Origin of the sequence: Streptomyces marokkonensis, assembly GCF_039539045.1 — a bacterium.
Lineage (GTDB): Bacteria > Actinomycetota > Actinomycetes > Streptomycetales > Streptomycetaceae > Streptomyces > Streptomyces marokkonensis.
This window is the reverse complement of the sequence record NZ_BAABCQ010000184.1, coordinates 1-14896: the sequence shown is the minus strand read 5'-3', so window position 1 is coordinate 14896 and position 14896 is coordinate 1. Positions and strand designations below refer to the sequence as shown.

The window sequence follows — 14896 nt, the reverse complement described above, 5'->3', positions numbered from 1 at the left end:
CCACGACCCACGTGGACCTGCCCACCTACCCCTTCCAACGCCGGCGCTACTGGCCCGAGGCCATGGCCCTCCCGGTCGCAGGCCCGGTGGACCCTGTGGACGCCCAGTTCTGGGAGGCCGTCGAGCAGGGCGATCTCGCGGCGCTGGCCGCGACGCTCGACCTGGAGAAGGTGCCGGGCTCCCCGCTGGGCGAGGTGCTTCCGGCCCTCTCGTCGTGGCGACGGCAGCGGCGCGACGCGGTCGCCGCCGACTCCTGGCGGTACCGCATCAGCTGGAAGCCGCTCGCCGAGAACACAGCGTCCCTGTGGGGGACGTGGCTCCTCGTAACGCCCGGGACCGAGGCGGGCCGTGACGCCGTCGAGGCCGTCGCGGAAGGGTTGCGCGGACAGGGAGCCGAGGTCGTGCGGTGTGTGCCGGGTGACGTGCTCGACCGCGCGACGCTGGCCGGGGAGCTGACCGAAGCGCTGGGCGACCGCACCGCCGTCAAGGGTGTCCTCTCGCTGTGCGCCCTGGACGAGGAGCCGGCCCCCGGGCTGCCGGAGACCACGGCCGGTCTGGTCGCCACGCTGGTCCTGACGCAGGCGCTGGGCGACGCGGACGTGACGGCGCCGCTGTGGTGCCTGACGCGGGGTGCGGTGTCCACGGGTCCCGCGGACGGTCCGCCGCGCCCGGCGCAGGCGCAGATGTGGGGTCTCGGCCGGGTGGCCGCACTCGAACACCCCGACCGATGGGGCGGGCTGATCGACCTGCCCGAGGTGCTCGACGGGCGCGCGGTGGCCCGGCTGGGCGCGCTGCTCGGCGTGGCCGGCGACGAGGACCAGCTGGCGGTGCGGTCGGCGGGGGTGTTTGCCCGGCGGCTGCTGCCCGCGCCGCCGACGGCATCGGGCCGGGCCTGGGAGCCGGAGGGTACGGTCCTGCTCACCGGCGGCACCGGGGCGATCGGCATGCGGGCGGCCCGCCGGCTCGGCGGCAGCGGCGCCGACCACATTGTCCTGATCGGCCGGCGCGGACTGCGGGCACCGGGTGCCGAGCGGCTGCGCGACGAGCTCGCGGAGACGGGCGTGCGGGTCACATCCGCCGCGTGCGACGTGGCTGATCGAGAAGAACTGACCGCATTGGTGAACAAGTTGACGGCCGACGGGGAGCGGATCACCGCGGTGCTGCACGCCGCGGGCGAGCTGGACGACGGGGTCGTCGACGCGCTGACACCCGAGCGTCTCGCCCACGCCCTGCGGGCCAAGGTCGCCGGTGCGCGCAACCTGCACGAGGCGACGCGGGAACTCGACCTGTCGGCGTTCGTACTGTTCTCCGGTGTCGCCGGCACGGTCGGCGGAGCGGGGCAGGGAGCCTTCGCCGCGGCCGGTGCCTACCTGGACGCGTTCGCCGAGCACCGCAGGGACCTGGGACTCGCCGCCACGTCCCTCGCGTGGGGCCCGTGGGCCGAGGGCGGTCCCGCCCTCGACGACGACACGTTCCTGGAGCGCGCGAGCCGGCGCGGACTGGCCGCGCTGCCGACCGGGTCCGCGCTCACGGCGCTGTGCCGGGCGGTGGCACAGGACGATCCCGCGCAGATGGTGGCGGACATCGCCTGGGACCGCTTCGGTCCCGCGCTCACGGCGGCACGGCCCAGCCCGCTGATCGGTGATGTGCCGCAGATGCGGGAGATCGTGCGGGCGGCCGAGCAGGCCGGGGGCACCGGCGCGGACGGCGCGGCGGAGTTCCGGCGTGCCGTGGCCGAGCTCTCGGACATGGAACTCGGCCAGATGCTCCTGGATTTGGTGCGCACCGAGGCGGCCGGGGCGCTGGGTTACACCGACGTCGAGGCCATCGGACCCAAGCGGCCCTTCCGGGACCTCGGCTTCGAGTCGCTGACCGCCGTGGAGCTGCGCAACCGGCTCAGCACCCGCACCGGCCTGCGGCTGCCGGTGACGCTGGCGTTCGACCACCCCACGCCGGTCATCCTCGCCGGCTTCCTCAAGAGCGAGGCGGGCCGCGACGCGGAGCCGCAGGCCGTGCCCGTCCTCGCGGAGCTCGACCGGCTCGAGGCGAGCCTCGCGACGCTTTCCGCGGACCGCACCGCGCGGCTCCGGATCACGGCACGGCTGAGGGACATCTTCGCCCGCTGGGAAGAGGATCCCGCGGGGGGCGACGGGGCCGCCGTCGCCGAGAAGTTGCAGTCGGCGTCGGCCGACGAGGTCCTGGCATTCATCGACAACGAACTCGGGGCCTCCTGATGCGACGGCACCGTACTTCGGTTCTATACAAAGGGGTTAGCGGTAATGGTGGCTGACGAAAAGCTCCTCGAGTACCTCAAGCGGGTGACAGCCGACCTCCACCAGACCCGGCAGCGTCTGCGCGAAGTGGAGTCCGAGGAGCAGCAGCCCATCGCGATCGTCGCGACGAGCTGCCGCTTCCCCGGCGGGATCGCGAGCCCCGAGGACCTGTGGCGGCTCGTCGCCGAGGACGGCGAGGCGATGTCGCCCTTCCCGGACGACCGCGGCTGGGACACCACGCGGCTCTACGACGCCGACCCCGACGCCGCGGGCACGTCCTATGTGAGGTCGGGCGGATTCCTCGACGGGGCCACGGAGTTCGATCCGGGCCTGTTCGGCATCAGCCCCCGCGAGGCGTTGTCGATGGACCCGCAGCAGCGGCTGCTCCTCGAGACGGCGTGGGAGGCGTTCGAGCGGGCGGGCATCGACCCGCTGTCGCTGTCGGGTGAGCGCGTCGGTGTGTTCGCCGGGTCCAGCGGCCAGGACTACGCGTCGCTGCTGCAGTTCTCGCCGGACAGCGTCGAGGGCTACGGTCTGACGGGTACGGCGGCCAGCGTGGTGTCGGGACGGCTCTCCTACACGTTCGGCCTGGAGGGCCCCGCCGTCACCGTCGACACCGCCTGTTCGTCATCGCTGGTCGCGCTGCACCTGGCCGCGCACGCGCTGCGGCAGGGCGAGTGCTCGCTGGCGCTGGCCGGCGGCGTGACGATCATGTCGACACCCGGTGCGTTCATCGAGTTCAGCCGGCAGCGCGGCCTGGCCACGGACGGCCGCTGCAAGGCCTTCGCGAAGGCTGCCGACGGCACGGGCTGGGCCGAGGGCGCGGGCCTGCTGCTCCTGGAGCGCCTCTCCGACGCGCGCCGCAACGGCCACCAGGTCCTCGCGGTCGTACGCGGTTCCGCGGTGAACCAGGACGGCGCGAGCAACGGTCTGACGGCCCCCAACGGGCCCTCGCAGCAGCGCGTCATCCAAGAGGCCCTGGCCAACGCCGGACTGTCCCCGGCGGACGTCGACGCGGTGGAGGCGCACGGTACGGGCACGACACTGGGCGACCCCATCGAGGCGCAGGCGCTGCTCGCGACATACGGGCAGAACCGGCCCGCTGACCGGCCGCTGCTGCTTGGCTCGGTCAAGTCCAACATCGGGCACACCCAGGCGGCCGCCGGCGTCGCGGGCATCATCAAGATGGTCGAGGCGATGCGGCACGGGACGCTGCCCCGCTCGCTGCACATCGACGAGCCCACCCCGCACGTCGACTGGACGGCCGGCGCGGTGCGGTTGCTGACCGAGCCGACGCCCTGGCCCGTCACGGACCGCCCGAAGCGGTTCGGTGTCTCCTCGCTCGGCATGAGCGGGACGAATGCCCACACGGTCATCGAGGAGGCGCCCGCCGCGGAGAACTCCGCCCCGCGGGAGACCGGCCCGGAGGCCGTGCTTCCCCTGCTGCCGTGGACGGTGTCGGGCAAGACCGAACAGGCCCTGCTGGAGCAAGCCGCGCAGGTCCTGTCGTACGCGGAGACCACCGACGCGAGCCCGCTGGACACGGCCTTCTCGCTCGCCACCAGCCGGGCGGCCCTCGACCACCGGGCCGCCGTCGTCGGCACGGATCGCGAGAGCCTGCTGCGCGGCCTGCGGGCGCTCGTCTCCGGGGAGCCGGCCGCGGGCGTGACCCGCGGCACCGCCCCGGAGAGCGGACTGCTCGGCTTCCTCTTCTCCGGGCAGGGCTCACAGCGCGCCCGCATGGGGCGTGAACTCCACGCCTTCCCGGTGTTCGCCGAGGCCTTCGACGCGGTCTGCGCCGAGCTGGACCGGCACCTCGACCAGCCCCTTCGCGAGGTGGTATTCGCCGGTGGCGACCTGCTGGATCAGACGCGGTTCACGCAGGCCGGTCTGTTCGCACTCGAAGTCGCGCTGTTCGAACTGGTGACGTCGTGGGGCGTGAAGCCCGACTACCTGCTGGGCCACTCCATCGGCGAGCTGTCGGCCGCGTACGTCGCCGGCGTGCTGTCACTCGAAGACGCTGCCGCTCTCGTGGCGGCCCGGGGCCGTCTGATGCAGGCGCTCCCGACGGACGGGGCGATGGTGTCGCTGCAGGCGGCAGAGGACGAGGTGCTGCCGCTGCTGGTCGAGGGCGTGTCCATCGCCGCTCTCAACGGCCCGCGAGCCACGGTTATTTCGGGCGACGAGGACGCAGTGCTCGAGATCGCCGCGCACTTCGAGGGCGAGGGGCGCAAGACCAAGCGTCTGCGGGTCAGTCACGCCTTCCACTCGCCGCACATGGACGCCATGCTCGAAGAGTTCGGGAAGTTCGCCGGAACCCTGAAGTTCCACGCGCCCGAACTGCCCATCGTCTCGAACGTGACCGGCGGCGTCATCGCCGCCCAGGAACTGGCCGACCCCGACTACTGGGTGCGCCACGTCCGTGCGGCCGTCCGCTTCCACGACGGCATCCGGGCGCTCGTCGGCCACGGCGTCACCGCGTTCCTGGAGATCGGCCCCGGCGGCGTACTGACCGCCCTGGGCCAGGACTGCCTGACGGACCTCGCCGCGGGGGCCGCGGAGCCCGCCTTCGTCCCCGCGCTGCGCACGGACAGGCCCGAGGGCCAGGCGCTCGTCACCGCCCTCACCGAACTGCACGTCCACGGCAGCGGCCCGGACTGGAAGGCCCTCTTCGAAGGCACCGGCGCACACGTGACCGCGCTGCCCACCTATGCCTTTCAGCGGGCCTCGTACTGGCCGAAGCTGCCCGCCGCCTGGGTCGGCGACGCCACCGCCATGGGGCTGCGCTCGGCCGAACACCCGCTGCTCAGCGCCGCGGTCGCCCTGGCCGGCGACGACGGCATGCTGTTCACCGGCAGGCTCTCCCTGCAGACCCACCCCTGGCTCGCCGACCACACCGTCCTCGGCACCGTCCTGCTGCCCGGCACCGCCTTCGTCGAGCTGGCCGTCCACGCCGGCGACCAACTCGGTTGCGGGCAGGTGGTGGAGCTCAACCTCGAGGCGCCGCTCATCCTGCCCGCCGAAGGCGGCATCGCCGTACAGATGAGCGTGGGCACCCCTGACGAGAACGGACATCGCGAGCTGTACGTCCACTCGCGGGCCGACGACGCACAGAGCGAGGAGGGCTGGATCCGCAACGCCGGCGGAGTGCTGGCCCCCGGCCAGGCCGCGGCACCCGACTGGAGCGACTTCACCACCTGGCCGCCCCCGGAGGCCGTCGAGATCCCCATGGACGACTTCTACGCCCGGCTCGACGCCGCCAACTACGGCTACGGGCCGGCCTTCCAGGGCCTGCGGTCGGTGTGGCGGCGCGGCGAGGAGGTCTTTGCGGAGGTACGCCTGCCGGAGGAACCGGCCGCCGAGGCCGACAGGTTCGGCCTGCACCCCGCCCTGTTCGACGCCGCGATGCACTCACGGGCCATGCTGGGATCCGGCGACGACACGGAGTCCGGCCAGGAGCGGCTGCCCTTCTCCTGGGCCGGGGTATCGCTGTACGCCGCGGGCGCCGCCGCGCTGCGGGTGCGGCTCACCCCGACCGGCAGCCACACGGTGTCGGTCGCGCTGGCCGACGACAACGGTGCGCCCGTCGCCTCCGTCGAGGGCACGGCGCTGCGCCCGGTCTCCGCCGAGCAGCTCGACGTCGCCCGCAGCGCCCACCACGATCGTCTCTTCCGCGTCGAGTGGCCGGTGCTCACGGAGACCGGCACGGCGCCGGACACCAGCGGCTGGGCAGTCCTCGGTGACACCGCCTTCGGGTTGCCCGCCAACCTGCGGTACCCGGACCTCGTCGAGCTCGGCGAGGCCGTCGAGGCAGGCGGGCCCGTGCCCGACGTCCTCTTCGTTCCCTGTGTGCCCGTACCCGGCACGGACACGGTCGAGTCGGCACACGGAGCCGCCGCCCGTGCCCTCGCGCTCTCGCAGATCCTCGTCGAGGACGACCGGTTCGCGTACACCCGCCTGGTCTTCATCACCCGTGGCGCGGTCGGCGCCACCGCCGCCGACGAGGTCGAGGGCGTTGCGCAGGCCACGGTATGGGGCCTGATCCGCTCGGCGCAATCGGAGAACCCCGGCCGGTTCACTCTCGTCGACCTCGACGGACTGCCCGCGTCGCACCGCGCGCTCCCGCAGGCCCTGGCCGCCGGCGAACCGCAGTGCGCCATCAGGGCGGGACAGGTGCGGGTGCCCCGGCTCGCCCGGGCGGCGACGCCCGAGACCCCCGCCGACGCACCGCTCCTCGGCAGGTCCGGCGGCACCGTCCTGATGACCGGTGCCACCGGCACGCTCGGCAAGCTGTTCGCCCGGCACCTGGTCACCGCGCACGGAGTCCAGCGGCTGCTGCTGGTCAGCAGGAGCGGCCCGCAGGCGCCGGGCGCGGCCGAACTGGAGGCCGAACTCACCGGCCTCGGTGCCACGGTGACCGTCGCGGCCTGCGACGTCGCCGACCGCGCCCGGCTCGGTGAGCTCCTCGCCGCCGTCCCTGCCGAGCATCCGCTGACCGCCGTCGTGCACGCTGCGGGCATCACCGACGACGGCGTGCTCAACGCGCTGACGCCGGCGCGCGTCACCGCGGTGCTGCGGCCCAAGGTGGACGCCGCGGTCGCGCTGCACGAACTCACCGAAGACCTGGACCTGTCCGCGTTCATCCTGTTCTCCTCGGTCGCCGCCACCCTCGGCGGCGCGGGACAGGGCAACTACGCCGCGGCCAACGTCTTCCTGGACTCCCTCGCCCAGCACCGCCGCGCCCGCGGCCTCGCCGCGACCTCGCTCGCCTGGGGCCTGTGGGCCGAGCGCAGCGGCATGGCCGCGGGCCTCGACGACACCCAGCTGAGCCGGATCGGCAGGTCCGGAGTCGGCTCGCTGGAGTCGGCAGACGGCCTGGCCCTGTTCGACGTCACACGCACCCTGGACGACGCGGTCCTGGTGCCCGCACCCCTGGACGTGTCCGGGCTGCGCGGCGCCACCACGGCCGACGCCGTGCCGCCCCTGCTGCGCGGCCTGGTGCGGCTGCCGGCGAGGCCCGCCGCGCACAGCGGCGGCTCCGGCGAGGAACCGCTCGCGCAGCGACTGGCGGGCCTTGACGAGGACGACCGCGCGGCAGCGGTCCTCGACCTGGTGCGGGCCCAGGCCGCCGCCGTCCTCGGCTACGCCGCACAGGACGAGATCGGCGCCGGACGCGCCTTCAGCGACCTGGGCTTCGACTCGCTCACCGCGATCGAGATGCGCAACCGCATGAACCTCGTCACCGGGCTGCGGCTGCCCTCCACCCTCGTCTTCGACTACCCGACCCCCGCCGCGCTCGCCGCGCACGTGGCCTCGCTCTTGGCGGGACCGGCCGCATCCGCGCAGATCCCCGGCCCGATCCGGGCCGTCGACAGTGACGAACCCATCGCCATCGTCGGCATGAGCTGCCGGCTGCCGGGGAACGTGGAGACCCCCGAGGACCTCTGGCGCCTGGTGGCCGACGGCGTGGACGCCATCACCGACGTACCCGCCGAGCGCGGCTGGGACATCGAGGGGCTCAGCGGCGGATTCCTCGCCGCCCCGGGCGACTTCGACCCCGCGTTCTTCGGGATATCGCCGCGAGAGGCGATCGCGATGGACCCGCAGCAGCGGCTGATGATGGAGTCCGCCTGGGAGGCCGTCGAGGCGGCGGGCATCGACCCGACCTCGTTGCGAGGCTCCCGCACCGGCGTCTTCGTGGGCTCCAGCGGCCAGGACTACACCGGCCTGCTCCAACAGGCGGAGGACGGCAACGCCGGGTACATCCTGACCGGCACCACCGCCAGCGTCATCTCCGGCCGCGTCTCCTACACGTTCGGACTCGAGGGCCCGGCGGTCACCGTCGACACCGCCTGCTCCTCGTCGCTGGTCGCGCTGCACCTGGCGGCCCAGGCGCTGCGGCAGGACGAGTGCTCGCTGGCGCTGACCGGCGGCGTCATGGTCATGGCCACCCCGGCCGGCTTCGCCGGGCTCAGCGGGCAGGGCGGCTTCGCCTCGGACGGGCGCTGCCGCGCCTTCGCCGAGTCCGCCGACGGCACCGGCTGGAGCGAGGGCGTCGGCGTGCTGCTCGTCGAGCGCCTGTCCGACGCCCGCGCCAACGGCCACCCGGTGCTCGCGGTGCTCCGCGGCTCGGCGATCAACCAGGACGGCGCGAGCAACGGCCTTACGGCACCGAACGGCCCGTCCCAGCAGCGTGTCATCCGCCAGGCCCTGGCCAACGCGGGGCTCGGCACCCCGGACGTCGACGTCGTCGAGGCGCACGGCACCGGCACCAAGCTCGGCGACCCCATCGAGGCCCAGGCCGTCCTCGCCACCTACGGCCAGGACCGCCCGGCCGCACGGCCGCTGCTGCTCGGTTCCATCAAGTCCAACATCGGCCACGCCCAGGCGGCCGCGGGCGTCACCGGGATCATCAAGATGGTCATGGCGATGCGGCACGGAACGGCGCCGCGCAGCCTCCACCTGGACGAGCCGACCTCCCACGTCGACTGGACGGCCGGCGCGGTGACGCCGCTCCAGGAAGCCGTGCCGTGGCCCGAGACCGGCAGGCCGCGCCGCGCTGCCGTGTCCTCCTTCGGCATCAGCGGCACCAACGCGCACGTCGTCCTCGAACAGGGCGACGACGCGGATACGGAGCCCGCCGCCGGCCCGGCGGCGGACGCACCGGCCACGGCCGCCGACGAGCCCCTCATCGGCACGCCCGCGCTGCCGTTCGTGCTGTCCGGCGGCTCCGCGGACGCCCTGCGCGACCAGGCCGCCCGGCTCCGCTCGCACCTGCTGGCCCACGAGGACGCAGCCCTCGCCGACGTCGGCTGGTCGCTGGCCACCGGCCGCGCCAGGCTCGCCCACCGGGCCGCGCTCGTCGCGGGCGACCGGGACGGGCTGCTGCACGGGCTCGCCGCCCTCGCGGACGGCACCGGAGCCCCCGGACTCGTCCAGGGCAGCGCCCCCGCGGAACCGCCCAAGGTCGTCTTCGCCTTCCCCGGCCAGGGCGCCCAGTGGGCGGGCATGGCCCTCGAACTCCTGGACTCCTCACCGGTGTTCGCCGAGCGACTGCGCGAGTGCGCGACGGCCCTTTCGGCGCACACCGACTGGTCGCTGCTCGACGTGCTGCGCGGCGCCCCCGGCGCACCGGGTTTCGACCGGGTCGACGTCGTACAGCCCGCGCTGTGGGCGGTGATGGTGTCGCTCGCCGAGCTGTGGCGGGCGGGCGGCGTCGCACCCGCGGCCGTTGTCGGCCACTCGCAGGGCGAGATCGCCGCCGCCTGCGTCGCCGGCGCGCTGTCCCTGGACGACGCCGCCCGCGTGGTGTCACTGCGCAGCAAGGCGATCCTGGACCTCTCCGGCCTCGGCGGCATGGCATCGGTGCCGGAACCCGTCGACCGGGTGCGGGAACGGATCGCCCGCTGGGACGGCAGGCTGTCCGTCGCGGCCGTCAACGGACCCTCGTCCGTCGTGATCTCCGGCGACACGGACGCACTGGACGACCTGCTCGCCACCTGCACCGCCGAGGGCGTGCGGGCCAAGCGGATCGACGTCGACTACGCCTCGCACAGCGCCCACGTGGAGCGGATCCACGAGCGGCTCGGCGAAGCCCTGTCCGGCATCACCCCCCGCGCCTCGGACGTGCCGCTGCACTCCACGGTGACCGGTGAACTTCTGGACACCACAGTCATGGACGCCGAGTACTGGTACCGCAACCTGCGCCAGACCGTCCGGCTCGAAGAGGCCACCCGCGGACTGCTCCGCTCCGGCCACTCGGTCTTCGTCGAGATCAGCCCCCACCCCGTCCTGGCCGTCGGACTCCAGGAGACCCTGGACGACGTACAGGCGCACGGCGCCGTCCTCGGCTCCCTGCGCCGCGAAGACGGGGGCCCCGCACGGTTCCTCACGTCGCTGGCCACCGCGTACGTCCACGGGGCCGGCCTCGACTGGACGGCCCTGTTCGCCGGACGCGACGCACGGCGGGTCGACCTGCCCACGTACGCCTTCCAGAACCGCCGTTACTGGCTGCCCATCAGGACCGGCGGCCCGGGCAACGCGGCCTCCATCGGGCTCGGCGCGACCGACCACCCGATGCTCGCCGCCGCGGTGACGCTCGCCGACACGGACAGCCATCTGCTCACCGGACAGCTGTCGGCGCAGACACAGCGCTGGACCGGCGACCACGTCGTCATGGAGACCATCCTGCTGCCGGGCACCGGCTTCGTGGAGATGGCCCTGCGCGCGGCCGAGCAGGTCGGCTGCGACCTCGTGGAGGAACTCACCCTGGAAGCCCCGCTGGTGCTGCCCGAACGGGGCGCCATCCAGGTGCAGCTCGTGGTGGGGGCGCCGGACGGTACCGGTCACCGCCCGCTGACCGTCCACTCCCGCCCCGCCGACTCCGCCGCGGAAGGCCCCGGCGAACGCCCCTGGCTACGGCACGCCACCGGAGTGCTCGCCATCAGCGACGGCACGCCGGACCCCGGCTTCGACTTCACGGCCTGGCCGCCCCCCGCGGCCACCGCGCTGGAGCTCGAAGGCGTCTACGAACAGGCCGCGCTGCTCGGCTTCGACTACGGTCCGATGTTCCAAGGACTGCGGTCCGCCTGGCAGTCGGGCGCGGACATCTACGCCGAGGTGGCCCTGCCCGAGGACAGCCGAGCCGAAGCCGCCGACTTCGGGCTGCACCCGGCCCTGTTCGACGCCGCCCTGCAGGCGATGGGCCTCGGCACCTTCGGCCCGGGGCAGGGGCGCGGCGAGGACGCGGGCAAGCCGCGGCTGCCGTTCGCTTGGCGCGGTGTGCGCGTGTACGCGACCGGAGCGTCCGTGCTGCGGGTGCGGCTCTCCCCGAGCGGCGCCAACGGCATCGCCTTCCAGGTGGCCGACGGCACAGGCGCCCCCGTGGCGACGGTCGATTCCCTGGACATGCGACCCGTCGACCCCCGGCAGCTCAAGACCGCGGGACACGGCGACCACGACTCGCTGTTCCGGCTGGAGTGGGCCGAGGCCCCCGCGGCCGCCGCGCCCACGGGCCTGCACTGGGCGGTCCTGGGCGCCGACTCCGCGCCCCTCAGCGCGGCGGGCGTACGCGCGGACACCCACCCGGACCTGCCCGCACTCCTCACGGAGGTCGAGAAGGGCGCCCCGCTGCCCGACACCGTGGTCGTCTCCCTCGACGCCCTCACCACAGGCGGCGCCGGGACGGTTGACCTGACGGGAGACATCGCGCGGGACGCGCACACGGTCGCCCGCGCCACGCTCGCCCTGCTCCAGCGCTGGCTGGCCGACGAACGCCTCACCGCCGCGCGGCTGGTGATCCGCACCTCGGGCGCGGTGGCCACCACCGCGGGCGAGACCGTCGACGGCCTGACCGCCGCGCCGGCCTGGGGTCTCGTCCGCTCGGCGCAGGCCGAACACCCCGGCCAGTTCGTCCTCGTGGACGCCGACGACAGCGAGGCTTCGTGGCAGGCCCTGCCCGCGGCGCTCACCCTGCCCGAGCCGCAGTTCGCCCTGCGTGACGGCACCGTGCTGGTGCCCCGCCTGGCCCGCACCGGACCGGCGGCCGACCCCGCGCCCGACACCGCCTTCGACGACCGAGGCACCGTGCTCATCACCGGTGGCACCGGCACCTTGGGCAGCTCCCTCGCCCGCCACCTCGTCGACCGGCACGGCGTACGACACCTGCTGCTCCTCAGCAGGCAGGGCGCCGCCGCCGACGGCGCCACCGAACTGCTTGCCGAACTGCGCGACGCGGGCGCCGACGCGCACGCCGTCGCCTGCGACACGGCGGACAGGGACCAACTGGCCCGCGTCCTGGAGGACATCGACGACGCGCACTCGCTGACCGCGGTGGTGCACGCGGCGGGCGTCCTCGACGACGGTGTCATCACCTCGCTCACCGACGAACGCCTCGACGCGGTGCTGCGCCCCAAGGTCGACGCCGCCGCGCACCTGCACGAGCTGACGCGGGACCGCGCGCTGAAGGCGTTCGTGATGTTCTCCTCGGCCGCGGGCACCCTCGGCAGCTCCGGCCAGGGCAACTACGCCGCGGCCAATGCCTTCCAGGACGCGCTCGCCCACCACCGCCACGCGGCCGGACTCCCGGCCACCACCCTCGCCTGGGGGTTCTGGGCGCAGGCCAGCGGCATGACCGGACACCTCAGCGACGCGGAGGTGCGCCGCATGAGCGGCGGCGGAGTCACCGGCCTGAGCACCGAGGCCGGCCTCACCCTCTTCGACCTCGGCACGGCGGCCGGCGAACCGCTACTGCTGCCCGTGCGCCTGGACCTCACGGCCCTGCGCGCCCAGGCGGCGGCCGGCACGCTGCCGCCGCTCATGCGGAAGCTGGTCCGTGCCGCGGCGCCGCGCGCCGCCGCGAGCGACGACGCGGCCGGCACCGGCGGAGTCGGTCTGGCACAGCGTCTGGCCGGGCTCTCCGAGGAGGACCGCGATCGCGTGGTGCTCGACCTGGTCCGCACCCACGCCGCGGCCGTGCTCGGCCATGCGTCGGCGGCGGCCGTCGAACCGGACATGGCGTTCAAGAAGCTGGGCTTCGACTCGCTTATCGCCGTCGACATGCGCAACCGGCTCAACGCGGCCTCCGGTCTCCGGCTCCCCGCGACGCTCGTCTTCGACTACCCGACCCCGGCCGAACTGGCCGCGTACCTGGGGTCCGAGTTCGTCCTGGACACGGCGGGCGCCTCCGACGCACCCGTGCTCGCGGGCATCGACCACCTGGAGAACCTGCTCGCGGCCATGGGCTCCGACGACGAGCAGCGCACACGGATCACGCTGCGGCTCAATGACATGCTCGCGAAGTGGGGCGATGTCCGTCTCGCCGCGGAACCGGCCGCCGCGCCCAAGGACCTGCACACCGCGAGCGACGAAGAAATCTTCGACTTCCTCGGCAAGGAGTTCGGCATCTCGTGAACGCACCGCAACGCCCGACCGAACCGCTCCGAGGGGAACCCCAGGCCATGACCGACAACGACAAGCTCCGCTATTTCCTGCGGCGGGTCACCGCAGACCTGCAGGAGACCCGTGGCCGGCTGCACGCCGCCGAGACCAAGGCCGGCGAGCCCATCGCGATCACCGCGATGAGCTGCCGCTTCCCGGGCGGCGTGCGTGCCCCCGAAGACCTGTGGCAGATCATGATGTCGAAGGCCGACGCGCTCTCCCCGTTCCCCCAGGACCGCGGCTGGGACTTCGAAGGACTGTTCTTCCGGGACCCCGACGAACCCGCCCGCAGCTACACGCTCGAAGGCGGCTTCGTCTACGACATCCCCGACTTCGACCCCGAGTTCTTCGGGATCTCACCGCGCGAGGCGCTGGCGATGGACCCGCAGCAGCGGCTCGTCCTGGAAGCGTCGTGGGAGGCCGTGGAGCGGGCGGGCATCGACATGACGACCCTGCGCGGCAGCCAGACCGGCGTGTTCGTCGGCACCTCCTACCAGGGGTACGGCAGCACGGTGTTCGTCCCGCCGGAAGGCACCGAGATCTACCTCGGCGTCGGCAACACCAGCAGCGTCGCCTCCGGCCGGGTCGCCTACACCTTCGGCTTCAACGGCCCCGCCGTCACCGTCGACACGGCCTGCTCCTCGTCGCTCGTGGCGCTACACATGGCCTGCCAGTCGCTGCGCCGGAACGAGTGTTCCATGGCGCTGGCCGGCGGGGTCACCCTGATGTCGAGCCCGGGCGCCTTCACGGAGTTCAGCCGGCAGCGCGGACTGTCGAGCAGCGGCCGCTGCAAGGCGTTCTCCGCCGACGCGGACGGCACGGGCTGGGGCGAGGGCATCGGCATGTTCCTCGTCGAGCGGCTCTCCGACGCGCGGCGCAACGGGCATCAGGTACTGGCCGTCGTCCGCGGCTCGGCGATCAACCAGGACGGCGCGTCCAATGGTCTGACCGCCCCCAACGGCCCCGCACAGCAGCGCGTCATCCGTCAGGCCCTGGCCGACGCACGCCTGTCCCCGGCCCAGGTCGACCTCGTCGAGGCGCACGGCACCGGCACGACGCTGGGCGACCCGATCGAGGTGCAGGCGCTGGCCGCCACGTACGGCAAGGACCGCCCCGCGGGCCGCCCGGTGTGGCTCGGCTCGGTCAAGTCCAACATCGGTCACACCCAGGCCGCCGCGGGGGCGGCGGGACTGATCAAGATGGTCATGGCCGTGCAGCGCGGCACGCTGCCGCCCACCCTGCACGTCGAGAACCCCACGACGCACATCGACTGGTCCGACGGGCGCATGGCCCTGGTGACCGACCCCGCGCCCTGGCCGGAGACCGGCCAGCCGCGCCGCGGCGGCATCTCCTCCTTCGGCGTCAGCGGCACCAACGCGCACGCCATCATCGAGCAGGCACCGCCGGAGGAGGGCGGGCCCCGGGCGGAGTGCCTGGAGGGCGAGCGGCAGGACACGGATCGCAGGGCACCGCTGGACGGCGTGCCGCTCCCGGTCGTCGTGTCCGCCCGCACGGAACAGGCCCTGGAAGACCAACTCCGCCGCCTACAGGCACATCTGGCGAGCCACCCGGAGATCGGGATCGCCGACCTCGGACTCTCGCTCGCCACGGGCCGGACGAGGTTCAGCCACCGTGCGGTGGTGCTCGCGGATGACGCGGACTCTTTGGCGGGTGCGTTGTCGGCG

At 73.8% G+C, this 14896-nt stretch carries 3 protein-coding genes; all 3 read left to right on the top strand.

The window, feature by feature from the left end; all coding sequences use genetic code 11:
- Window positions 1-2234, top strand: a 2234-nt coding sequence (locus ABEA26_RS30870) for an SDR family NAD(P)-dependent oxidoreductase (protein ID WP_345596726.1), incomplete at its 5' end; no start/stop codon positions are given.
- A gap of 48 nt (window positions 2235-2282) precedes the next feature.
- Entirely contained in the window at window positions 2283-13184 is a 10902-nt protein-coding gene (locus tag ABEA26_RS30865) for a type I polyketide synthase (protein ID WP_425587923.1), read from the top strand.
- Window positions 13181-14896, top strand: a 1716-nt coding sequence (locus tag ABEA26_RS30860; protein ID WP_425587922.1) for a type I polyketide synthase, incomplete at its 3' end; no start/stop codon positions are given. The genes ABEA26_RS30865 and ABEA26_RS30860, both read left to right, overlap by 4 nt.